The organism is Paraburkholderia ginsengiterrae, from assembly GCF_001645125.1.
GTDB lineage: Bacteria > Pseudomonadota > Gammaproteobacteria > Burkholderiales > Burkholderiaceae > Paraburkholderia > Paraburkholderia ginsengiterrae.
Genome location: NZ_LXKA01000327.1, coordinates 171,018 through 194,657, shown reverse-complemented (window position 1 = coordinate 194,657; position 23,640 = coordinate 171,018). Strand labels below are relative to the sequence as shown.

The following is a 23,640-nucleotide window of genomic DNA, read 5'->3' as shown; positions in this document are numbered from 1 at the left end:
GCACGTAATGTTACCGTTGATGCCGCTGTCGCGAAATGCATACATTTTTATTACGCACCACCGGAAGTGCCCCTTGTGGGACAGACAGCATCGCCTATCGTCGCGGTGGCATTGGCAGGCAGGTATTTCCGTTGATCACGACCCCGATGCGAACCGATCCCGCTCTTTCGCTGCGCCCCGCGACACTCGCGGATGCCGCGCTCATTGCTTCGATCCACAGTGCCAGCTGGCAGGCTACTTATCGCGGCCTGCTGCCCGACGCCTTCCTCGATGGTGAAGTCACGCGTGAGCGCGCCGCCTATTGGGAAGCGCGCCTGAGCGCGCCGGGCGGCGAACGCCGCATGGTGCAGATCGCCGAACTCGCGGGGGAGCCGGCCGGTTTCGTCTGCGTCGAACGTCAGCCGGAATCCGCGTGGGGCGTGTTGCTCGACAACCTCCATGCGCTGCCGGGCTATCAGGGCGTCGGCGTCGGCAAGCTGTTGATGCGTGCGGCCGAAGACTGGGCCCGCGCGCAAGGCGAGGCGCAGCTCTATCTGTTCGTGCTCGAAGGCAACGTGCCTGCGATCGGCTTCTACGAACGGCAAGGCTGGCAGTTTGCCGGCGCCGAACCGGATCACATGGGCGGCGTGGACATTACCGCGCTGCGCTATGTGTACCGGCTAAATCGATAGAACAGACGCGGCCCGTTTGCTTGTTATGTCGACGCGGTCCGCTCCAGTTCAAGAAGAATCAGCACGTATTTTCAGAGCTGTCTGATCGTTAAGGCGACGGACTCCTTGCATCATCTTGCCTACCCAAATGGCCGCACAGTGAGGCGCCCACACCCTCCGTGTACGCAAACGGGGCATGGCAACGGCGCCCGCCGTCGACATACGGCGTGCAAGCAAGACATTTCACGCGCCTCGCCTCGAGGCCTGGGTCCCGACAGACCCCCGGGCTGCCGATCGGCGGCCCAACTTAAAGGCGCTGCAAGAGACCTATGTCCACCATTCCGTTCACCCCGATCGTCGGCTATCTGGCTTTGCCGCGTTTGCGCCCGCTCAGTCAGCTGCCGGCACCTTTCGGCTGTGACTGGGCGCTGCTTCCGCCGGGCTACAGCTTGCGGGCTGAACTCAAGGCGCTCTATGCCGCCTTGTTGCGCACGTTCTGTATGAGCGATCAGGCAATTCGCTCGTTTTGCCAGTGGTCGCCGCTAGAGGAGTCGCACGCGCCCATGGGCGCTGCAGCTGTGGCGCGGCCGGCGGTTTCCGAGGCACCGCACGGCGTGGCGGCCCAGGTGGCCAATGAAACTGTGACCACTCCATGGGTTGTCGGGTCGGCCAACTATTGGACGGCATTGGCAGGCGGCGCCTGCGCGCTGGGTGGCGCTGCGGTGCTGGCTTGGATCGGCGTCGATCATCTGACGCATCGCCACACGATCACTCACGCCAATTACCCCAGCACGGGATCGACTCAGCATGACTCGCAACCGGCAACTTTGCGCAAGCCGACCACCGCGCCCACCCATGCCGACCGCGCCTCAAACGCGTCCGGGCTGGTGGCCGCATCGGCGCCCGCGTATTCTGGCGCGGCGTCGGCAAGGACTACTGCGCCCAGTCCTGTTGGAGCATTCGCGCCCACGACGGCTTCGGTTCCAGCATCGCCAGCGGCATTGCCTATGGCCGCGCCTCACTTCACGGGCAGTCAAGCGGTTTCGCCTCGCCGCAAACCCATTGGCGACAAAGCCGCCAGCGAACGCAATCAAAACCAGCGGCACAAAGCGCACTACGTTGCAACCAAGCACGCGACGCATGTAACGACAAATACCGCGGACACTTCACGTTTCACTACTCCGAAGAGCCTTGCGCACGTGTCGCCCCGCCCGTCGGCTGCGGGCCCCTTCTCGCCACTCTCCCCGGCACGGCTCGGCGTCGATGAATATGCGGACGTGGCAGTTTCCGCATCGACGCATCTGCGCGACATCCCGCGCGCGCCGCGCTCTGCCTCGGCAAACGCGCCGTCGGCCACCAGCAGTACGGAATGGATGAATCATCTGTCGCAGCGCCGGGTCACTGAGGTCCCGGAACAATTTGCGAAGTAACACGCGCCGCGATCGCGTTTGCGCACACAAAAAAAGCCTGGCCATCAAATTTGACGGCCAGGCTTTTTCACATTCATGCAGTTACTTCTGAACGGGCAAGCCCATTTCGGTCTGGCGCTGCAACTGCAGCACTTCGCTTTGGACCTGGCGCAATTGCGCTTGCGCGCGCTCCTTTTCCGCGCGCAGCGCGGTGGCTTCACCCTGCGTTTGCCGCTGATAGTCGTTGACCTTGGCTTGCTGCGTACGCGCCACGTCGAGATCGGCTTGCAGGCGCTTTGCGCGATCTTCCGACACCGCGATGATGTCTTCGATGTAGGCCTTCTGTGCCTGCAACTGAGTGCGACGAATCTCAATATCCGCGAGTTGCACTGTCTGTTGCGCAAAGCCCGTGTAGATGGCTTCCGCGCGGCCGGCATCCTCAGTCTTGATCACTCGCCAGAAATGTTTATCCTGGAATAGTGCGACGTAGTACGTCATCTCCGGCGGATAGAAAAACAGACTCGCGCCGTAACTGCCGTTATACGTGGTGCGCAATTCGCTCAGCTTGGCGTCGTGAATCATCTGCATGAGTTCGGCGACATTGCCCTGCGCGTCCACCGCCGCGGCTGCCGTGCCGCCTGACGCACCGGGCAGCGCGTCGGCCACGCGCTGCGGCGTCAGGGTGTTGATGGCCGGCCGCGTGCCGGCCAGCGGCGCGGCCTCGCCGTCCTGTGCAGCCAGTACGAGACCGCCTTGCTGCAACAGCGCACACGAGGTCGCGAGCAGCATGGCGCGCCGTACAATTAAGGGGTACTTCATACGTGCATGCTCCATGCAATTCCAGATCAGCCGCAGATTATCGCGCGGATTAGCCGCTAAGCGAAGCATTCAAGTGTCGCGCAGACGGACTTTAAATCGAGATAAAAGGCGCGCGAATGATTTAATCAGGCAAAGCCATCAATCGCGGAATAAACGCAATCAGGTAATTTAGGAATGCGATGATTTTACTCTGCAGATAATTCTGAATTTGCGTAGGATTCGCACGTATCAAGTGCAATCTCGAAAAATCGGTGTCGGCCGATTTAGAAGAGGAAGCAGCCCGCGCCCCAGGCAAAAGGCGGCCCGGCGCGCAAAACAGGCTAAACCGAAATCCGCTGTCGGACCAAGCAAGAACAACCAGGCGCCGGTTTGCCCGGAACCCCACCGCATACCACGGCAACGCCCCGAACAAACCAGCCTCCACGACACCTGCGAAAAGCCGCGCCGCAAAACGCGGTGTGAAACAACTCGCGTTAAAACCGCGTTTCGCGCGCTACCCGCAAGAACGTATCGAGCAACGGCGTGCAATCGAGCAACTCCGGGCCGCCCGCGCGATGGAACTCCGGATGCCACTGCACCCCCATCACGAAAGGCGCACGCCGATAGCGCACGGCTTCGATAATGCCGTCCGACGCCGACACCGCCTCGATATTGAGATCGCGGCCGAGCGTCTTGACCGCCTGATGGTGGATCGAGTTGACGATTGCATCGCGCCGGCCCGGAAACATATTGGCCAGCGTCGAGCCGTCCGGGAAATGAATCCCGTGCCGATGCTGATCGTAGTTCTCGTTGACGTGCGTGCCCGCGGTCGGCACATCGGTGGCGATGTCCTGATACAAGGTGCCGCCGAACGCCACGTTAATCAGCTGACAGCCGCGGCACACGCCCAGCACCGGCTTGCCGGACTCGATGAACTCGTGCAGCAATTCGAGTTCGTACATGTCGCGCACGCGGTCGCCGGGCCACTCGTGGCTGCTGGCCTGTTCCGCATAAGACTGCGGCGAGACGTCGGCGCCGCCTTGCAGCAGCAGCCCGTCGAGATGCTTCGCGTAGTCGCGCAAGCGGATATTGCTTGGGTGCAGCATGCCCTGATGACCGACCGTGGGAATCATGAACACCAGCACGTCGCGCGACATCACCCAGTGCGCGATCGATTCCTCGAGGTACTGCAGGGTCTTGCCCCGCAGCCCCTTCGCGCCCGGCTCCGGGTGGAAGATGCGCGCCGACACGCCGATGCGCAGCGTGCGCTGCGTGATCCGTTGACCGGCGCGGTCGAATATCTGGCGGGCACGCGCCGCAATGATGCGGCCGAACACCGTCCACGCCGAATCGCTGTGCTTCAGATAGCGCGGCGGCGACGGCGGCAACGCATTGGGCGGCGGCGGGTTGGTCGCCGAGAAGTCGGGGGCGGCGCCAAAGCCGGGCGGCGGAGAGCCGGGCCGGCGCCCCGTGGAGGCTTGCGCTTCTTCGACCACCGTCGCGTCGTCGGTCGCGGTGATCAACCCGCCGTCAAGGGGGTCGTTCCTTTCAAGGCTCGACGCCGGATTAGCCGCATGCATGCGGGCACGTGGCTCGTTCTCGTGAACGGCCGCTTCCTGCCGCGCGACGGATGCCGCAGCCGAACTGCGTGCCTCGGCCGCGTCGCGTTGCTGCGCCGTTTGCGCGTCGGCGGGCGTCACGGCCGACGCGCTGCCGAGGTCGTCGGTCGACGATCGCATGGCAGCCTCTTCCGCAGAAGGCGTCACCGTTGGCTCAGCAGGTCTGCCGGCCGGCGACGCGGCGGGTGGCGCGACCGGGTCCTTGACGGGAGACTGGATGGCATCTTCGTGCGAGAGAGGTAGCGAAGCCGCCGGTTCCGCCAATTCGGAGACGCGTGCCGGCGCGCCAGACGGTGCCGGCGCTGGCGAGGCGGAAGACGACGGCGGATTGCCGGGCTGACCGGCATTATCAGGTTTGTTTTCGCTCATGACAGTCAGACAGGCGCCTTCAACGCGAACGAATGAATATGCCCTGATTATCCGCTAGCGCGGCAAGCCCCGCAAACCCGCACACAAATGGTCACATTGTTGCGGGCGCCCCAAAGCAAGCGCCTTCGGCAAGCGCGCGTCTGACTTATGGATCCGGCTGCTCGTCGAACGTTTCCCGCAGAGCGATCTGCATTGCCGCGTGGATCTTCACGCACCATCGCCAGACGAGCGCCAGCAGCAGCGCGGCGCAGATCAGCACAGCGGTGAGCAGCCCGGTCGGCGGCAAGATGCTGCTCGACAGCGCCGCGACCAGCAGAAACACGCCCACCATCGAGACCACCGGCACCAGGTCAGAGATCGCGTAACGGATCGCACTCGTAAAGCGCCCGGCCGTGGCCGGCTGCACGCTGACCTCGGCGAGCAGCAAGGCGAGTGATTTGGTCTTGCGATACACGGCCACCAGGAACGGCATCGACAGGACCAGCGCAAGGCTCCACAACACCACGCGCTGCATCGGCTCGGAGCTCAGCCAGTGCGCGAGCAGCCTCGTCGAATAGGGCGCGCTGTACGACACGGCCACGAAGATCGCGGCGACCAGCGCCAGGTTGACAGCAATCTGCAGAACAATACGGCGGGTCATGCCGAACACCGTCGGTTCGCCGCTCGCCGTGCTGAGGCTGCGCAGCCACTGCCCATACAATCCGAACACGTTCGCCAGCGTGGGCGGCATGGCACGGCCGAGGCGCCGGGTCAGCGGGTCCGCCGCGCGGATCAGATATGGCGTGAAAAGCGTGGTCAACGCGGACACCGCCACCGCAATCGGATACAGAAACGCGCTCGTCACCTTCAGCGTCAACCCGAGCGAGGCGATGATGAACGAAAACTCGCCGATCTGCGAGACCGTCATGCCGACGCGCATCGCCGTGCGTCCGTCCTTGCCGGCCAGAAAGGTGCCGAGCCCGCACGACACGATCTTGCCGACTATCACCGCCACCGTGATCACTGCGATCGGCCACGCGTAGTCGACCAGCACGGCCGGATTCAGCATCAGGCCAATGGTCACGAAGAAGATCGCGGAAAACGCGTCGCGCAGCGGCGCAATCAAATGCTCGATGCGGTGCAGATGGCGCGATTCGGCCATGATCGCACCGATCAGAAACGCGCCGAGCGCGATGCTGTAGTCGAGCTTCACGACCAGCAGACAGAAGCCGAAACAGAAGCCCAGCACGGAGACCAGCAGCATCTCGTCGCTGCGGGCGCGCGCCACGTAGTTCAGGGCGCGCGGCACCAGCAGAATGCCGACCACCAGCGACACGGTCATGAACAGCAGCAGCTTGCCCAGCGTGACCACGGCGACACCCGCGCTCAACTCCCCGGTCTGGGCGATACCGGACAGCAGCACGAGCATCGCGATGGCCAGAATGTCCTCGACAATGAGAATCCCGAACACCAGCTGCGCGAAGCTCTCGCGCTTCAAGCCCAGCTCGGAGAGCGCCTTGACAATGATGGTGGTCGACGAGATTGCGAGAATCGCGCCGAGGAACAGTGAATCCATCGAGTTCCAGCCGAACGCGCTGCCGATCTCGTAACCGAGCCACAGCATCAGCACGATCTCGGACAGCGCGGCGACGATCGCCGTTACTCCGACCTGAAACAGCTTGCGCAAACTGAATTCGAGTCCGAGCGAAAACATCAGAAACACCACGCCGAGCTCGCCCAAGGTCTGAATGGTCTGCTCGTCGTGAATCAGCTGGAACGGCGGCGTGTACGGTCCAATGATCACGCCGGCGGCGATATAGCCGAGCACCACCGGCTGCTTCAGGCGATGGAACAGCACGGTGACGACGCCGGCCAGCGCCATCACGACCGCCAGGTCCTGAATAAAGCCAATGCCATGGTGCATGAAGGCGTTCCTTACAAAAAGTAATGTATCAAGAAGCGCAGTGTAGCAAACGAATCCGACGCGCCGGATCGCGCGAGCGGCCGACAGGCTCTGGCTTGCTGCCCGCTCGAACCCCACGGCCGCGCCGCGAACAGGAAAGTTTTTGACACGCTGGACATCTGTGAAATATCACAATAATATTTGCAGCATATTTTGTGGAGAGTCGAGTGATGCAGCAGGTGTCCTTCAACGTTGTAGACCGTTCCGGCAGCCGGAGCGCCGAGCTTGCGGAAGTGAATCGTCTGACCATAGCCGGCTGGGCCGGCCGCGATCAGGCCGCCATCGAGCATCACATTGCCGAGCTGGCCGAACTCGGGGTGAAGCGGCCGTCCACCACGCCGTGCTTCTACCGCCTCGGCGCGGAATTGCTGACGCAAGCCGGCCAGATCGACGTGGTCGGCGTGAAGTCGAGCGGCGAAGCCGAATGCGTGCTGGTGCAAACGGACAATGGCTTGCTCGTCACTGTCGGCTCGGACCACACGGATCGCGAGGTCGAGGCCTATGGCGTGACCGTCTCGAAACAGGTCTGCCCGAAGCCGCTCGCGCGCGAAGCGTGGCGTTTCGAAGACGTGTCCGCTCATTGGGACCAGCTGGAATTGCGCGCCTATGCCGTGGTGAACGGCGAGCGGCGCGTCTATCAGCAAGGCAGTGTCGCGTCGCTGCTGCCCGCCGCCGATCTGCTCGGGCGCGCGCCGCTCGCGCAAGGCGCGGCGATGTTCTGCGGCACGCTGGCCGTGCAGGGCGGCATCGTCGGCATGGCTGACGGCGATGCGCTCGAACTCGAATTGCACGACCCCATCCTGAACCGCACGCTGCGCCACGCCTATAGCGTGCGCGCGCTTCCCATCGTCGAATGAGGCTTCGTTCATGAGCTCGACTTCGCAATCCGCCGCCAGCGCGTCCGCCGACGCATTACTCGAAGCCGCCGCACTGCGCAAGATCACCTGGCGCATCATGCCGTTCCTGTTTCTCGTCTATGTGCTGTCGTATCTGGACCGCGTCAACATCGGCTACGCGAAGCTGCAGTTCACCGGCGACCTCGGTCTGTCGAATGCGGCGTACGGACTCGGCGCGGGGATCTTTTTCTTCGGCTATTTCGTGTTCGAAGTGCCGAGCAATCTGCTGCTGAAAAAGTTCGGCGCGCGCGCCACGATTGCCCGCATCACGATGCTGTGGGGCCTGCTGTCGTGTCTGATGATGTTCGTGCGCTCGGAAACGATGTTCTACGTGCTGCGCTTTTTCCTCGGCGTCGCCGAAGCCGGTCTGGTGCCGGGCGTGGTGCTGTATCTGACGTTCTGGTTTCCGTCCGACCGGCGCGCGCGCATGGTCGCCGTGTTCATGGCGGCGATTCCGGTAGCGGGCATCATCGGCGCGCCGTTATCGGGCTTTCTGATGTCGGCGCTGCATGAGGCGCACGGTTTGCGCGGCTGGCAGTGGATGTTCCTGATCGAAGGCATCCCGTCGATCCTCGCCGGGTTCTGGGCGCTCGCCGTCCTGCGCAACACGCCCGCCGAAGCCGCCTGGCTCACCGCCGACGAAAAGCGCGTGATTATCGGCCGCATCGCGCGGGAAAACAGCGCGGCGGCCGCGGCCGGCGCCGAGCATAGCCTCGCGGTTGCGCTTCGCTCGGGCCGCTTCTGGCTGCTCACACTGATCTACTTCTGCCTCGTCACCGGCAACGCGGGCTTCTCCTTCTGGCTGCCGCAGATCGTCAAGGATCTCGGCGTGACGAATCTCGTCACCAACGGCTTCGTCACCGCGATTCCGTATCTGGCGGCAGGCATCGGCATGATCCTGATCGGACGCTCGTCGGACATCACCGGCGAGCGGCGCTGGCACTACGCCGTGTGCTGCTTCGTCGGCGCGGCGGGCCTGCTCGGCAGCGCCTCCGTGACCAACTCGATTCCGCTTGCCGTGACCGGCCTGTCGATTGCGTACGTCGGCATCCTGGCGGGCTTCGGCATCTTCTGGTCGATGTCGACAACCTTCCTGCAAGGCACGGCGGCCGTCGCCGGCATTGCGGTGATCAACTCGATTGCGAACCTTGCCGGCTATGTGAGCCCGTATGTGCTCGGCATCGTCAAGGACGCGACGCATAGCGTGACGCTTGGTCTGGTGCTGATCGCGGGTGCGCTGATTGTCGGCGGCCTCGTCACGCTGATGATGCCGCGCGTCAAGGTGCAGCATGCGGCGGCGGTTTCGCCGAGCCGCGCCTGACGGGGGTGCCTCCCGCCCGAGGCAGCCATGCAACGCATAGCGCGCAAAACCTTGCTCTACAATGCGGACGACATCGCCCGCTCCTTCTTCACATGACGCTTTTGCAGACTGCACGCCCTGCCACACCCAGCCGCGCGACCGCCGCCGCGAGTCTCGCCGAACAGGCCTACGCCTTCGTCAAGCGCGAGATCATCACGCTGCGTTTGCGGCCGAGCGAAGTGCTCAACGAAGCCGAACTGATGGCGCGGACCGGCATCGGCAGGACGCCGGTGCATCAGGCGCTGCACCGGCTGGTGCACGAAGGCATGCTGACCATCATGCCGCGCAAGGGCATCATGGTGCGCCCGGTTTCGCTCGACGACGTGCTGGCGAGCATCGACGTGCGGCTCGTCAACGAGTGCTACTGCGTCGAACTGGCCGCGCGCCACGCGCAACAGCACGACTTCGACGCCATGCAGGCGCTGCTGGAGCGCTCGGCGGTCTGCGTCGCCGCGCACGATATCGAAGGCATGATGGATATCGACCGCGAGTTTCATCTGGCGATTTCGGCCGCTTCGCGCAACCCGGTGCTGGCCGATATCCTGCGCGGGCTGCACGAGCGTTCGCTGCGCTTCTGGTTCATTTCGCTTTCCGAGCCGCAACATCTGCGAGACGTGCACGAGGAACATCTCGAACTGTTTCGCCTGCTGCGCGAGCGCGATGCCGAAGGCGCCCGTCAGTCGGTGCAAAAGCATATCGAGGCATTCCGCGCCACGCTCTTCAATCGCATCTGATTTCTTACCGACATCATGGCCACTGACTTCACGCCCTTCCCGCCGCTCACCCAGCTTGCCGCCGATCTTGCCGCCGGACGCACCACCAGCCGCGCGCTCGTCGAAACGGCGCTCGACCGTATTGCCGATCCGTCCGGCCAGGGCGCGGCCGTCTTCATGCACGTCGACGCCGACAGTGCCCGCGCCGCCGCCGACGCGCACGACCGCCTGCGCGCCGCCGGCACGGTGCTCTCGCCGCTCGCCGGCATTCCGGTGTCGGTCAAGGACCTGTTCGATATCGAAGGCCAGGTGACCCGCGCCGGCTCCGTCGTGCTCGCCGACGCGCCTGCCGCCCAGGCGGACGCTGTCGCGGTCGCGCGTTTGAAGCGCGCGGGCGCCGTGATCGTCGGCCGCACCAATATGAGCGAGTTCGCGTTTTCCGGACTTGGCCTGAACCCGCACTTCGGCCATCCTTTGTCTCCGTACCAGCGCGGCGTAAAGGGCGATGAACGGATTTCGGGCGGCTCGTCGTCGGGCGCGGCGGCCTCGGTCGCCGACGGCATGGCGGCGGTCGCGCTCGGCACCGACACCGGCGGCTCGATCCGCATTCCGGCCGCGCTGTGCGGCCTGACCGGCTTCAAGCCGACCGCCGCGCGCATCCCCAAACACGGCGGCGTGCCGCTCTCGCCGACGCTCGACTCGTTCGGGCCGATCGGCGTCTCCGTGGCGTGCTGTGCGCTGGTCGATCGGATGCTGGCCGGCCTCGAGCCGCGCATTCCGGGCGCCCGCAAGCTCGAAGGCGTGCGCCTTGGCGTGCTGACGAATTTCGTCACCGACGGCGTCGAGCCGGCGGTCGCCGCGGCGATCGACACGGCGCTGAAGCATCTGGAAGCGGCCGGCGCGATTGTCAGTGAGGTGCGTTTCGCGCCGCTCGACCGTTTGCTCGAGATCAACCGCTTCGGCTTTTCGCCCATCGAGGCGTACGCGTGGCACCGTCCTCTGCTGGAAAAACACCGCGACCAATACGATCCGCGCGTGCTGGTGCGGATTCTCAAAGGCCAGCCGGCCAGCGCCGCCGACTATCTGGACCTGGTCGCCGAGCGCGAGGCCATGCTTGAAGAAGCGGCCCGCACGCTGTGGCAACGTTTCGACGCGGTCGTCGCGCCCACCGTGCCGGTCGTGCCGCCGCGCGTGGCCGACCTGATCCACGACGACGACGCCTTTGGCCGCACCAACGCGCTGATCCTGCGCAACCCGAGCGTGTTCAACTTCCTCGACGCCTGCGCGCTGTCGCTGCCCTGCCATCTGCGCGGCGACGCGCCGGTCGGCTTGATGCTGGCGGGCGCGCCGCACGCCGACGACGCCTTGCTCGCCATCGGCCGCGGCGCCGAAGCGGTGCTCAATTCGATCCGCTGAGCGGAAATATGCCGTAAAGGCACGCCAAGCGCCTGGGCGGGGGTTCGCGCTAGAATCGCGGGCACCCCGCCCTTTTTGTTTCCAGACAGCCACACGATCCATGAATAACGACACTGCAATGCTGCGCCGCGAGCGCTCCCTGCTGGTTCTGCTAGGCCTGATCTGCATCGCCCTGGTGGCCGGCGCGCTGTATCTGCAATACGGCCTGCACGAAGATCCGTGCCCGTTGTGCATCATCCAGCGATATTTCTTCCTGCTGATCGCGATTTTTGCGTTCCTCGGCGCGCGCTTCAATAGCTGGCGTGGCGTGCGGCTGCTGGAAGTGCTGGCCGCCCTGTCGGCACTGGCCGGCATCGTGACCGCGGCGCGCCACGTCTATGTTCAGGCGAATCCGGGCTTCAGCTGCGGCTTCGGCGCGCTGCAGCCGTTAGTCGACAGCCTGCCGCCCGCCCACTGGCTGCCGGGCGTGTTCAAGGTCGCCGGCCTGTGCGAAACCGCCTACCCGCCGATTCTGGGCCTGACGCTGCCGATGTGGTCGCTGGTCGGTTTCGTCGTAGCGTTCATCCCGCTCGCGCTGAGCCTTGTGCGCAATCGCCGCCGCATCGCCTGAACAGGCCTGAACGGGCTTTTGTCCTGCTGAATCCGCGCCGGCTTGCGAGCCGGCGCCCCCTGAATTTCACCGCTCCTCCCCCTCCCACCTGGATTTGCGCCGCCCGCTGCGCTTAAATTCAACTTGGGGCAACTCCCCGCAACTTCCTGCCTTAGCGCGAATCGTACTTATCTCATAACGGCATTCGCATTAGCGTCATGCGATATGGGAAATATTTTCGTGACAAGGTAATGCTATCTTCGGATATGGATGGCGATCTACGTGCGCGAGGCCGGCTTTGGCGCGACCCCATGCGTAACGCGCGCCCGGTCCGCACTGTCTTTCGGATTCGCCATGACAACGCAAACCATCCGCTTTTACCACCAGGGGTCCGTCCGTGAGGTCGCGGGCGTCCCTGCGTCGCGCACCGTGCTCCAGTACCTGCGCGAAGATCTGCATTGCACCGGCACCAAGGAAGGCTGCGCGGAAGGCGATTGCGGCGCCTGCACGGTCGTCGTGGGCGAACTTGACGCGCAAGGCGCTCTCGCGCTGAAAGCGGTCAACGCCTGCATCCAGTTCCTGCCCACGTTGGACGGCCGGGCCCTCTTCACCGTCGAAGATCTGCGCGCCGCCAACGGCGCCCTGCACCCCGTGCAACAGGCCATGGTCGATTGCCACGGTTCGCAGTGCGGTTTCTGCACGCCCGGATTCGTCATGTCGATGTGGGCGTTGTATGAAAACCAGCCGGCCGCCGCCGGCCTGCCCACCCGCGATGAAATCAACGCCGCGCTCTCAGGCAACCTGTGCCGCTGCACCGGCTACCGGCCGATCGTCGACGCCACGCAGAAGATGTTCGACTACCCGCTGTATCCGCGCGTGACGCTGGACCGCGAGGCCGTCGCCGAGCAACTGCGCGCGCTGCAACGCCGCGACACCTTCGAATACCGCGCGCCCGACACACGCGGCGCCGCCTTCGGCTCGCCCACGTTCCACGCACCCGTCACGCTCGACGCGTTCGCCCGGCTGCGCGCCGAGCATCCGCAAGCGCGGCTGCTCGCCGGCAGCACTGACGTCGGCCTGTGGGTCACCAAGCAATTCCGCGATCTCGGCGACATTCTGTATATCGGCAACGTCGCCGAACTGAAGACGATCGAGCGCGATGCGCAGACGCTGACGATTGGCGCGGCCGTCACGCTCGAAGACGCCTATGCGGCGCTCGCCGTCGATTACCCCGAGCTGGCGGAACTGTGGACGCGTTTCGCATCGCTGCCGATCCGCAACGCCGGCACGTTGGGCGGCAACGTCGCGAACGGCTCGCCGATCGGCGATTCGATGCCGGCGCTGCTCGCGCTCGGCGCCGAGGTCGTGCTGCGCCAAGGTCCGAAATCGCGCACCTTGCCGCTCGACGCGTTCTATCTCGGCTACCAGAAAACCGCTCTCGCTCCCGGCGAATTCGTCGCGGCGCTGCGCGTGCCGCGGCCCACGGGCAACCTGCGTTTTCGCACTTACAAGGTGTCGAAGCGCTACGATCAGGACATCTCGGCCGTGTGCGCCGCGTTCGCACTGCGCGAGGCCGACGACGGCACGATCCTGGACGCCCGCGTCGCTTTCGGCGGCATGGCGGCCACTCCGAAACGGGCCGCGCAAACCGAAGCTGCGCTGAACGGCGCAGCATGGAGCGAGGACACCGCGCGGCAAGCCATGACCGCCCTCGCCGCCGATTACCAGCCGCTCACCGACATGCGCGCTTCGAGCGCCTATCGACTGAAGGTGGCGCGCAATCTGCTGTGGCGCTTCCACCTCGAAACGCGCGATGACGCGCCGCTTACCCTCTGCGACGTGAATGCTTTCGCGTTCGAACTGGGCACACCGGACGCCGCCGTTGCGAAGGAGTCGCCGTAATGAACCGGACCGATGCTTTCGTCGAACACGCCGCGAGGCACACCGCCGCCGAGGATGGCGTCGCGGCCATCGGCGTTTCGCTGCCGCATGAATCGGCCGCGCTGCACGTGAGCGGCGAAGCCGCCTACACGGACGACGTGCCCGAGTTGCAAGGCACGCTGCACGCGGCACTGGGCCTGTCGCGCCACGCGCACGCGCGGATCGTGTCGATCGATCTCGACGCAGTCAGAAAAGCGCCTGGCGTGATCGCCGTGCTGAGCGCCGAGGATATTCCCGGCGAGAACAATTGCGGCCCCGTGCTGCACGACGACCCGATTCTCGCCGTCAATGAAGTGCTGTATCTCGGCCAGCCCGTGTTCGCCGTGATCGCCGAAAGCCATGAACTCGCGCGCCGGGCCGCCGCGCTCGCGAAAAGCGACGACGTGGTTCGCTATGAACCGCTCGAACCCGTCCTCACCGCCGCCGAAGCGAAAGCCAGCAAGCAATACGTGCTGCCGCCGCTGCATCTGAGACGCGGCGAGCCGGACGCGAAGATCGCCGCCGCGCCGCACCGAATCAGCGGCACGTTCGAGGTGGGTGGCCAGGAGCAGTTTTATCTGGAAGGCCAGGTCGCATACGCGGTGCCGAAAGAAATGGACGGCATGTTCGTCTACAGCTCGACCCAGCACCCGAGCGAAATGCAGCAGGTAGTCGCGCACATGCTCGGCTGGCCCGCGCATAACGTGGTGTGCGAATGCCGGCGCATGGGCGGTGGCTTCGGCGGCAAGGAATCGCAATCGGCGCTGTTCGCCTGTGTGGCGGCGCTGGCGGCTAAGCTGCTGCGGCGCCCGGTCAAACTGCGCGCCGACCGCGACGACGATTTCATGATCACCGGCAAGCGCCACGACGCGGTCTACGCGTACGAAGCCGGCTTCGACGACAGCGGCCGCATTCTCGGCGCGCGCGTCGAGATCGCTTTGCGCGCGGGCTATTCCGCAGACCTGTCCGGCGCCGTCGCGACGCGCGCCGTCTGCCACTTCGACAACGCGTACTACCTGTCCGACGTCGATATCGTCGCGCTGTGCTGCAAGACCAACACGCAGTCGAACACCGCGTTCCGCGGCTTCGGCGGCCCGCAAGGCGCGCTCGTGATGGAAGTGATGGTGGACAGCATCGCGCGTCAGTTGCGCTGCGATCCGCTCGACGTGCGCCTCGCCAACTACTACGGCATCGGCGAGCGCGACACGACGCCGTACGGACAGCGCGTCGAAGACAACATCATCGCGCCGCTCACCGACGAGCTGCTGAGCACCAGCGAGTATCGCGCACGCCGCGAGGCGATTGCGGCCTTCAACGCGAACAGCCCGGTGCTCAAGCGCGGCCTCGCGTTTTCGCCGGTGAAGTTCGGCATCTCGTTCAACGTGCCGTTCCTGAATCAGGCCGGCGCGCTGGTGCATGTGTACAAGGATGGTTCGGTGCTCGTCAATCACGGCGGCACCGAGATGGGCCAGGGACTCAACACCAAGGTCGCGCAAGTCGTCGCCAATGAGTTCGGCTTGCCGCTCGCCCGCGTGCGGGTCACGGCCACCGATACCTCGAAGGTCGCCAACACCTCGGCGACGGCAGCCTCCACCGGCAGCGATCTGAACGGCAAAGCGGCCGAGGCCGCGGCGAAAACGATACGCACCCGGCTCGCCGAACTGGCGGCAAAGCAGCTTGGCGGCACGGCGGACGCCGTGCAGTTCGCCAACGGCGAAGTATCGGTGAACGGCGGGGCGATGCCGTTCGACCAACTGGTCGGCGCGGCCTACCTGGCACGCGTGCAGTTGTGGTCGGATGGCTTTTACACGACGCCGAAAGTGCACTGGGACGCGAAAACGCTGACCGGGCACCCGTTTTATTACTTCGCGTACGGCGCGGCGGTATCGGAAGTCGTGATCGATACGCTAACCGGCGAATGGAAACTGGTGCGCGCGGACGTGCTGCACGACGCCGGCCAGTCGATCAATCCGGCCATCGATATCGGCCAGGTGGAAGGCGGCTACATTCAGGGCATGGGCTGGCTCACCACGGAAGAACTGTGGTGGAACCGCGATGGCCGTCTCATGACGCATGCGCCGTCCACGTACAAGATTCCGGCGGTGAGCGACACGCCCGCCGCGTTCCACGTGAGGCTCTACCAGAACACCAACGCCGAGCCGACCGTGTTCCGCTCGAAGGCGGTCGGCGAGCCGCCGCTGCTGTTGCCGTTCTCGGCTTTCCTCGCGATTCGCGACGCGATCGCCGCCGCGGTGCCGGACGCGCAGCAGGCGCCGCCGTTGCGCGCGCCGGCCACGCCTGAAGCGATTCTCGATGCTTTGGAAGCATTGCAAGCACCGGCCGCGACCGAGCTTGCGATGCAACCGGCGACGACCGACACAACGGGCACGACAGTTTGAACAATGACCCCAGGGTGGGACGCGACACGAACGCGTCACGCCGCCCTCAACCGGCCGCATGGATACCCCGCGCGGCCACGTATGGAGAACCGCCGGATGCAAGCCTGGCTACCTGACCTGCAACAACTGCTCGCGCACGGCGACGCCGCCGTGCTGGTGACGGTCGCGCGCGTCGAAGGTTCGGCGCCCCGCGAGGCCGGCACCAAGATGATCGTCACGCGCGATTCCGCGAAGCACACCATCGGCGGCGGCCATCTCGAATGGAAAGCCATCGAGACCGCGCGCCAGGTGCTGCGCGACGGCATGCGCTCGCCGAATATGCGCCGGCTGGAGCGCTTCGCGCTCGGCCCGAGCCTCGGTCAATGCTGCGGCGGCGCGGTGATTCTCGCGTTCGAGCGTCTCGACGTCGGCGATCTCGGCTGGCTCGCGTCGCTCGCGAAACGCCTCGCGGCGGGCCATTCGACGGTGCGTAGCGTATCATTCGGCCCCGCACCGGATGCGGTGATGCTGTCCGACCCCGAGCCGGGTGTCGATGCCGCCGACTGCCTGCTGTGGGACGGCGCCGGCTTCGACGACAGCAGCGCGCTGCTCACTGAAACCATTGCGCCAGGCGACTTCTCCGTCGTGCTGTTCGGCGCCGGTCACGTGGGCGCCGCGCTGGTTCGCGTGCTGGCCACGCTGCCGTGCGCGATCCGCTGGGTGGATGAGCGCGACGCGCAGTTTCCGCCCGCGGAAGCACTGCATGCGCCGAACGTGACGATCGACCCGAACGACGCCCCCGACGAAGCGATCGACCAGGCTGCGCCGAACACGTACTTCATCGTGATGACGCACAACCATGCGCGCGATCTCGAGTTGGCCGAGCGGATTCTGCGGCGTGGCGACTTCGCGTTTTTCGGCATGATCGGCTCGCACACCAAGCGCAAGCAGTTCGAACACCGGCTGGCCGCGCGCGGTCTCGATCCGGCGCTAATCGCGCGGATGAAGTGCCCGCTCGGCGTGGACGGTATCGTTGACAAGTCGCCCGAGATCATTGCGATCTCGGCGGCCGCGCAGGTGCTGCAGGCTGTCGAAGCGCACGCGGGCATGCATCACGCCTCGCAGACGGTCTAAGGCACGGCGCCCCGGCTGAAGGCGGCCTTGCCCACCACCGACAGCATCCGGCGCGAACCGACTCCAACAAACCTTTGACCGACCATGACTACAACAACCGCTACCCCTGATACGCTGGCCGCAAAAACCGCGCTGGCTCCCAAGGCCGAGCTGCATATCCATATTGAAGGCTCGCTCGAGCCCGAGCTGATCTTCGCGCTCGCCGAACGCAACGGCGTGAAGCTCGCCTACGACTCGATCGACGCATTGCGCGCCGCGTACGCGTTCACCGATCTGCAATCGTTCCTCGACATCTACTATGCGGGCGCGAGCGTGCTGCTGCACGAGCAGGACTTTTACGACATGACGATGGCGTACGTCGAGCGCTGCCTCGCCGATAACGTGGTGCACAGCGAGATCTTCTTCGACCCGCAGACGCACACCGAACGCGGCGTGCCGATCGCGACCGTGGTGGCCGGCATCGAACGCGCGCTCGCCGACGCGGAGAAGCGCGGCATGTCGAGCAAGCTGATTCTGTGCTTCCTGCGCCATCTGTCCGAAGAGGACGCGCTCGCCACGTTCGACGAAGCGCTGCCCCTGTTCGAGCAATACAAGCATCGCCTGATCGGCGTGGGGCTCGACTCGTCCGAGCGCGGCCATCCGCCTTCGAAGTTCGAGCGCGTCTTCGCCAAGGCGCGCGCGCTCGGCCTGAAGCTCGTCGCGCATGCGGGCGAGGAAGGCCCGCCGTCGTATATCTACGAAGCGCTCGATCTGCTCAAAGTGGACCGCGTCGACCACGGCGTGCGCAGCATCGAAGACCCGGCGCTCGTCACGCGTCTGGCCGACACGCGCGTCGCCTTGACCGTGTGCCCGCTGTCGAACCTGAAGCTTTGCGTGTTCGACGATCTGACCAAACACACGCTGAAGGACCTGCTCGATCGCGGCGTTGCCGTGACGGTAAATTCCGACGATCCGGCTTACTTCGGCGGCTACGTGAACACCAACTATTTCGCCACCATCGACGCGTTGAAGCTCAACGATGCCGAGGTCTACACGATCATCCGCAACAGCTTCGAAGCGTCGTTCGTCACGCCCGAGCAACGCAGCGAACTGATCGCGAAGCTCGACGCGTATTGGCACCCAGGCGGTCCGCACTGACGGGCCGATGTATCGCAGCCGGCGGCGGCACGGGTTCGAACGAGGGCCAGCAACGAACCGCCGTCCGCGCTGCGCAGCTTTTCACATTCGGAGACGGTTTTTTCATGACTCAATCGGCTAAAGCAGGCCAATCGGCATTCCGCGCGCAACTGCTGACGTTCAACGGCGATCCCGCGCAATCGCCCAATGCGGCGGTCTTCAATGAGGACGGCTTGCTGATCGTCGAAGACGGCCATGTCGTTGCAGCAGGCGCGTATGCGGCGCTTGCCTCGCAACTCGCCCCCGGCACGCAAGTGCAGGAAATGCGCGACAAGCTGATCGTGCCGGGTTTCATCGACACGCACATTCACTATCCGCAAACGGACATGATCGCGTCGCCGGCGGCCGGCTTGCTGCCGTGGCTCGACACGTACACGTTCCCGACCGAGCGCCGCTTCACCGATCCGGCCTATGCGCGCGACACAGCGAGCTTTTTCGTCGAAGAACTGCTGGCGTGCGGCACGACCACCGCGCTCGTGTATTGCACGGTCCACAAGGAATCGGCCGACGCGCTCTTCACCGAGAGCGAAGCGCGCAATCTGCGCATGGTGGCCGGCAAGGTGCTGATGGACCGCCACTGCCCCGAGTTCCTGCGCGACACCGCGCAATCGGGCTACGACGACAGCGCCGAGCTGATCGGCCGCTGGCACAATCGCGGCCGCCAGATGTACGCGCTCACGCCGCGTTTCGCGCCGACTTCGACCGAAGCTCAACTGGAAGCGTGCGGTGTGCTGGCGAGCAAGAATCCGGACATCTTCATCCAGAGCCACGTCGCGGAGAACACCGACGAATGTAAGTGGGTCGCCGATCTGTTCCCGGGCCACCGCAGCTATCTGGACATCTACGATCACTACGGCCTGCTGCGCCGCCGCGCGGTGTACGGCCATTGCATCTACCTCGACGAGGAAGACCGCAAGCGCATGGCGCAAACCGGCGCGGTCGCTTCGCATTGCCCGACCTCGAACCTGTTCCTCGGCAGCGGCCTGTTCGACTTCGACAAGGCCGATGAAGCCGGTATGCCGATCGCACTGGCGACGGACGTCGGCGGCGGCACCTCGTTCTCGATGCTGCAGACCATGAACGAAGCGCACAAGGTCGCGCGTCTGACCGGCCATCATCTGACGGCCACGCGCATGTTCTATCTGGCTACCGCCGGCGCGGCGGAAGCACTCGATCTCGCGGACAAGGTCGGCACGCTCAAACCGAAGTCGGAAGCGGACTTCGTCGTGCTCGATCCGCGCGCGACGCCGCTGCTCGCGCGCCGCACCGCGCGCACGGAATCGCTCGAAGAACTGCTGTTCGCGTTCGCGCTGCTCGGCGACGATCGCGCGATCTACGAAACGTATGCGGCCGGCAAGCGCGTGCATCGCCGTGATGATGTGCGGCAGCTTGCGTCGGGTACGGCGAAGATTGCGGCTTGAATTGGGTCTGAACTGACTCACGCGGCTGAATGAAAAAACGGCGCTTCTATCCAGAAGCGCCGTTTTCATTTGGCGTGGCCCATATCACCCGAAACAGCGGCTATTCGTACCCACTGAGGTCATCGACCTTGATGAGTTTCCACTGACCATCCGCCTGTTTCCGCATAAACGCCAAAACTGTCTGGACCGTGGCCTTGGTGTCGCGCCCAAGAACAACCGGCACAACAGCGGTGTCACCGAATCTCAGTGCAGGACGCGCCTCAATGTGTGCGGCCCAGTCCTTTTCGTCGTAATCCTGAACTTTCGTGAAGGGGTCGCCGTCTTCGGCGAACTTGTTTGCCTTGTATTGCGCGCGCAGAAAATCGACCGTTGGCTTTGCTACGTATCGATAGATTTCTTTATCCAGCAAGGGAAACCCTCGCTTGTCCGATTCGCGCTTGATGTACCACGCGTAAAAAGCCTTCGCGCTTGCCTCAGGCGTGACCGATTGCCCCTGCGCCATGGCTAGCGGGTGAAAAAGCACGCCCAAAACCATGCTTAGCGCGACGGCTAAAACTGCCAGATATCTCTTCATGATTCTGTTCAGTCGTGACGGTGGGATGTTGTACGGCGGTTGTGCAGCCGGCATGCCTGATGATGCACCCTGCAACCCACGCCGCACAACCGGCTCATCACTTCTGCATGCACACCTCGTGCAACGCATTCAACCGCCGCACCGGATCGGCGACATACGGATTCGACTCATCCCACGCATACCCCGCCAGCACCGCGCTGATCATGCGGCGGATCGACGGCGTCTGGTCCGGATAGAAAATGATGTCCTGCAGCTCGCCCGTGTACCAGCGTTCGACGAACGCGCGGAACGTATCGATCCCCTTGCGCAGCGGCACGTCGTAGTCGGCCGACCAGTCGACCGTCTCACCGTCCAGTTGCCGGTTCAGAGTCTGTACCGCGAGATGCGCGGAGCGCAGCGCGATCGTCACGCCGGACGAGAACACGGGGTCGAGAAATTCGCCCGCATTGCCGAGCAGCGCGTAACCCGGCCCGTGCAGGCGCTCCACGTTCGCCGCATAGCCGCCGATGTGGCGCACCGGCATCAGGAACGGCGCGTCGCCGATCAGGCGGTTCAGCGTCGGCTCCCGCCGGATCAACCCGCGCAGTGTCGCGTCGCGCTCGGCGTCCGGCACGTCGAGAAAGCTCGCCTCGGCGACACAACCCACCGACGAACGTCCGCCCGCCAGCGGAATCATCCAGAACCACACGTCGCGCCGCTCGGGATGGGTCACGATGGCGATCTTGTTGCGGTCGGTGGCGCCGGCCGGAATACCGTCCTGCACATGCGTGAAGATCGCGGCGCGCGTCGGCATCCGCGTCGGCGTTTCGAGGTTCAGCAGGCGCGGCAGCACACGGCCGAAACCGCTCGCGTCAAACACGAAACGCGCTTCGATCTGGTAAGCATGGTCCGCCTCGTCGACCACGTCGACGAGCGGCGCAGCGCCCGTGTGAACCGCGCGCACCGTATGGCCGAAGCGCACGTCGGCGCCCTGCTGCGCCGCGCAGCGAATCAGGATGTCGTCGAATACCGCGCGCTCGACCTGATAGGTGGTGCCCCACCCCGGCGAATGCTTGTCGCGGAAGTCGAACGCCGACGTCTGGTCGCGATAGATGAAATGCGCGCCGTTCTTGTACTGGAAACCGGCCTCGACCACCGCCTGCAGCATGCCGGCCTCTTCGAGGTACGCCATGCTTTGCGGCAGCAGGCTCTCGCCGATCGAGAAGCGCGGAAAGTGCTGGCGCTCCAGCACCAGCACGGAGCGTCCCGCTTTGCGCAGCAGCGCTGCGGCGACCGCGCCTGCCGGACCCGCGCCGATGATCACGACATCGACAGCCGTACGCGTTGACGAATGTGTACTCAAGTTTGCCTCAATCGTTTGTCTTGCCCGGAGCAGCGTTTCGCTGCATCCTTACGTCTGGTTACAATTACGCTTCGAACGCCCCGAAGGAGGTTCTTCGGGGACAACAAGAACAGCCATTCCCGGGGAACCGCGTGTCGCCATCCGAAACATCCAGCGTGCCTTTCGTGCCGGAAACGGCTTTCGGGATCTGGTTCCTGCGTACCTACACGTGGGAACATCACGTGTTGCGGGTCGCGATCAACGACCTCAAGCGCCTGATCGACACGCCCCTACCCGAGGCGCCGGTGATCGTCGACGTCGGCTGCGGACAAGGCATCTCGTTTCGCCTGCTCGCCGAGGCATTCAAGCCGCGCCGCCTCGTCGGCATCGACTTCCACGAGCCGTCCCTGACACTGGCGGCACGAGCGGCCAGCGCCTGCGGCGACAAGCTCGCCGATATCGAACTGCTGCATGGCGACTGCGCGAAGCTGCCGCTTCCTGACGCAAGCGCCGATATCGTGTTCTGCCACCAAACGTTCCACCATTTGGTCGAGCAGGACCGCGCGCTCGCCGAATTCCGCCGCGTGCTGAAACCGGGCGGCGTGCTGCTGTTCGCCGAATCCACCGACGCGTACATCAAATCGTGGGTGATCCGGCTGCTGTTCCGTCACCCCATGCACGTGCAAAAGAGTGCCGACGGCTACCTCGATATGATCCGCCGCGGCGGCTTCAGTTTCGCCGAGCGCAACGTTTCCTTGCCTTACCTCTGGTGGAGCCGCGCGAAAGACTTCGGTCTGCTGGAGCGGCTCGGCCTTTACCGTCCGCGACCCGGCAAGCGTCGTGAAACGCTGGTCAACGTCGCGGCGGTCAAGGCCGGTTGATACGCAGCAAGGCGCGAGCCCGATACGGTAAAGCGGCGCAAGGCGGCAGCACCTGCCGCGTTTTAGCTTCTCCCGTGCTTATACCAGGCTGTCCGCGCTTACTTGTGCTTTTTCGTGTTTATTCGCGCTTTACTTGCGCAGCGTCACCACGTCGCCCGTCAGCGCCACACCGGCAATCACCGCACCCGCACCACAGGTGAACTCAGTCGCGCTCTCACGCAATTCGTTCTTGTAGTTGCTCTTGATGTTGACCACCGCATTGCCGCCTTCCTTGCGCGCACGCTCCTGCAACTCGATCACCGCCGAGAGGAACACGTGCTGGCACGCCTGCAGGTCGCTCTTGCCGAACGCGTTGGTCTTCTTGTTGGTGGCGAATTCGCCCATTGTCTTGACCACGGCCGGATGCGGCTGGCCCGCGAAGTACAGCGCGACGTCGTCGCTCACCTTGCCGGGCTCGCTTTTCAAGGCCTGATCGACGGGGTAATAGCTGACCGTATCGCGGGCAAAGGCCGGTGCGGCGCTCAGCGTGGCAAACGAAGCAAACAATGCGGCAAATAATGTGGCAAACAGCGGACTGCGGTTCATCTGGACTCCTTGGTGGTTGTTGTTGCTGTAGTGAGTTCTCTCTCAAACCGGCTCAGTTCGAATCCAGCACGACGAGCTGGCCACGCACCGCGATCGCGGCGGCGCTGGGGCTGACCCCACACGTAAAGTCGCTCGACGAGTTGGTCTCGGTGCTGTGAAAACGTGTCGACACATCGATCACGGCATTGGCATGGCGCTCGTTTGCCGCCGTGCGAAGTTTCCGGACGGCTTCTGCAAGCGCTTCATGGCAAGCGTCTTCAGGGCCGGCAACCTTGCGCGCGATCCGCACCGAGTAAGACACATCGCCGAGCTGGCTCTTGACCGACGGATGATCCTGCTGGCCGAAATAAATCGGCACACCTCCGCGAGATTGGCCACCGGCCGCCGCGAGCGGCAGCGACATCACCTGCGTTGCGCACCCCGCCTGCGTCATCGCCACCACCGCCAGCGCGCCCAGTACATAGGTTCTTTTCATTTTTTCCAGTCCTC

At 64.5% G+C, this 23,640-nt stretch carries 21 protein-coding genes; 14 read left to right on the top strand and 7 right to left on the bottom strand.

Annotation, left to right across the window (positions count from 1 at the left end):
• The first annotated feature begins 146 nt into the window (after positions 1-146).
• Positions 147-671, top strand: a complete 525-nt coding sequence (locus A6V37_RS23290) for a GNAT family N-acetyltransferase (protein WP_064268552.1) — start codon at positions 147-149, stop codon at positions 669-671.
• A gap of 308 nt (positions 672-979) precedes the next feature.
• Positions 980-2,080, top strand: coding sequence for a hypothetical protein (locus tag A6V37_RS23285; protein ID WP_064286390.1), 1,101 nt, complete (start codon positions 980-982; stop codon positions 2,078-2,080).
• A gap of 81 nt (positions 2,081-2,161) precedes the next feature.
• Here the strand turns inward: A6V37_RS23285 and A6V37_RS23280 are convergent, their stop codons facing one another.
• Positions 2,162-2,878, bottom strand: a complete 717-nt coding sequence (locus tag A6V37_RS23280) for a DUF2968 domain-containing protein (RefSeq protein ID WP_064286389.1) — start codon at positions 2,876-2,878, stop codon at positions 2,162-2,164.
• A gap of 473 nt (positions 2,879-3,351) precedes the next feature.
• Entirely contained in the window at positions 3,352-4,596 is a 1,245-nt protein-coding gene (locus A6V37_RS23275) for a gamma-glutamyl-gamma-aminobutyrate hydrolase family protein (RefSeq protein ID WP_242665819.1), read from the bottom strand.
• Here A6V37_RS23275 and A6V37_RS42520 point away from each other — a divergent pair.
• On the top strand, positions 4,595-4,816 hold the full coding sequence (locus A6V37_RS42520; RefSeq protein WP_242665820.1) for a hypothetical protein: 222 nt from the start codon (positions 4,595-4,597) through the stop codon (positions 4,814-4,816). The two genes, A6V37_RS23275 and A6V37_RS42520, sit on opposite strands and share 2 nt — an antisense overlap.
• A 174-nt stretch (positions 4,817-4,990) precedes the next feature.
• Here A6V37_RS42520 and A6V37_RS23270 read toward each other — a convergent pair whose 3' ends face one another.
• Positions 4,991-6,748: a cation:proton antiporter gene (locus tag A6V37_RS23270; RefSeq protein ID WP_064268556.1), complete on the bottom strand. Its 1,758-nt coding sequence runs from the start codon at positions 6,746-6,748 to the stop codon at positions 4,991-4,993.
• Between the two features lie 209 nt (positions 6,749-6,957).
• On the opposite strand from A6V37_RS23270, the gene A6V37_RS23265 reads away from it, so the two are divergent.
• From A6V37_RS23265 to guaD, 10 genes are all read left to right on the top strand, one after another.
• Positions 6,958-7,644: a DUF2848 domain-containing protein gene (locus tag A6V37_RS23265; protein ID WP_064268557.1), complete on the top strand. Its 687-nt coding sequence runs from the start codon at positions 6,958-6,960 to the stop codon at positions 7,642-7,644.
• A gap of 10 nt (positions 7,645-7,654) precedes the next feature.
• Entirely contained in the window at positions 7,655-9,004 is a 1,350-nt protein-coding gene (locus tag A6V37_RS23260; protein ID WP_064268558.1) for an MFS transporter, read from the top strand.
• A gap of 92 nt (positions 9,005-9,096) precedes the next feature.
• Positions 9,097-9,777, top strand: a complete 681-nt coding sequence (locus tag A6V37_RS23255) for a GntR family transcriptional regulator (RefSeq protein ID WP_064286388.1) — start codon at positions 9,097-9,099, stop codon at positions 9,775-9,777.
• Positions 9,778-9,792: 15 nt separating this feature from the next.
• Positions 9,793-11,172, top strand: a complete 1,380-nt coding sequence (locus A6V37_RS23250) for an amidase (RefSeq protein ID WP_064268560.1) — start codon at positions 9,793-9,795, stop codon at positions 11,170-11,172.
• A 100-nt stretch (positions 11,173-11,272) separates the two neighbouring features.
• Positions 11,273-11,782, top strand: a complete 510-nt coding sequence (locus A6V37_RS23245; RefSeq protein WP_064286387.1) for a disulfide bond formation protein B — start codon at positions 11,273-11,275, stop codon at positions 11,780-11,782.
• Between the two features lie 333 nt (positions 11,783-12,115).
• A complete protein-coding gene (gene xdhA, locus A6V37_RS23240) occupies positions 12,116-13,663 on the top strand; it encodes a xanthine dehydrogenase small subunit (RefSeq protein ID WP_075643544.1) in 1,548 nt (515 codons plus the stop codon).
• A complete protein-coding gene (gene xdhB / locus A6V37_RS23235) occupies positions 13,663-16,080 on the top strand; it encodes a xanthine dehydrogenase molybdopterin binding subunit (RefSeq protein ID WP_064268563.1) in 2,418 nt (805 codons plus the stop codon). The genes xdhA and xdhB overlap by 1 nt, the downstream gene beginning before the upstream one ends.
• Before the next feature lie 96 nt (positions 16,081-16,176).
• Positions 16,177-17,193 carry a xanthine dehydrogenase accessory protein XdhC gene (xdhC, locus tag A6V37_RS23230; protein WP_064268564.1) on the top strand — a complete coding sequence of 339 codons (1,017 nt, stop codon included), beginning with the start codon at positions 16,177-16,179 and terminating at the stop codon, positions 17,191-17,193.
• Between the two features lie 84 nt (positions 17,194-17,277).
• The gene (locus A6V37_RS23225) at positions 17,278-18,330 is read left to right on the top strand and encodes an adenosine deaminase (RefSeq protein WP_064268565.1); all 1,053 of its coding nucleotides are present in this window, start codon (positions 17,278-17,280) and stop codon (positions 18,328-18,330) included.
• A 104-nt stretch (positions 18,331-18,434) separates the two neighbouring features.
• Positions 18,435-19,790: a guanine deaminase gene (guaD, locus tag A6V37_RS23220; RefSeq protein WP_064268906.1), complete on the top strand. Its 1,356-nt coding sequence runs from the start codon at positions 18,435-18,437 to the stop codon at positions 19,788-19,790.
• A gap of 100 nt (positions 19,791-19,890) precedes the next feature.
• Here the strand turns inward: guaD and A6V37_RS23215 are convergent, their stop codons facing one another.
• Both A6V37_RS23215 and A6V37_RS23210 read right to left on the bottom strand, forming a co-directional pair.
• Positions 19,891-20,364, bottom strand: coding sequence for a DUF3828 domain-containing protein (locus A6V37_RS23215; protein ID WP_064268566.1), 474 nt, complete (start codon positions 20,362-20,364; stop codon positions 19,891-19,893).
• A 97-nt stretch (positions 20,365-20,461) separates the two neighbouring features.
• A complete protein-coding gene (locus tag A6V37_RS23210; RefSeq protein WP_064268567.1) occupies positions 20,462-21,706 on the bottom strand; it encodes an NAD(P)/FAD-dependent oxidoreductase in 1,245 nt (414 codons plus the stop codon).
• Between the two features lie 131 nt (positions 21,707-21,837).
• Between A6V37_RS23210 and A6V37_RS23205 the strand changes: the two genes are divergently transcribed.
• Positions 21,838-22,566, top strand: coding sequence for a class I SAM-dependent methyltransferase (locus tag A6V37_RS23205; RefSeq protein ID WP_064268568.1), 729 nt, complete (start codon positions 21,838-21,840; stop codon positions 22,564-22,566).
• 129 nt (positions 22,567-22,695) lie between these two features.
• Here A6V37_RS23205 and A6V37_RS23200 read toward each other — a convergent pair whose 3' ends face one another.
• Together A6V37_RS23200 and A6V37_RS23195 are read right to left on the bottom strand one after the other, a co-directional pair.
• Entirely contained in the window at positions 22,696-23,151 is a 456-nt protein-coding gene (locus A6V37_RS23200; RefSeq protein ID WP_064268569.1) for a hypothetical protein, read from the bottom strand.
• Between the two features lie 52 nt (positions 23,152-23,203).
• Complete coding sequence (locus A6V37_RS23195; RefSeq protein WP_064286386.1) at positions 23,204-23,626, bottom strand: hypothetical protein; 423 nt, start codon at positions 23,624-23,626, stop codon at positions 23,204-23,206.
• Positions 23,627-23,640: the final 14 nt, after the last annotated feature.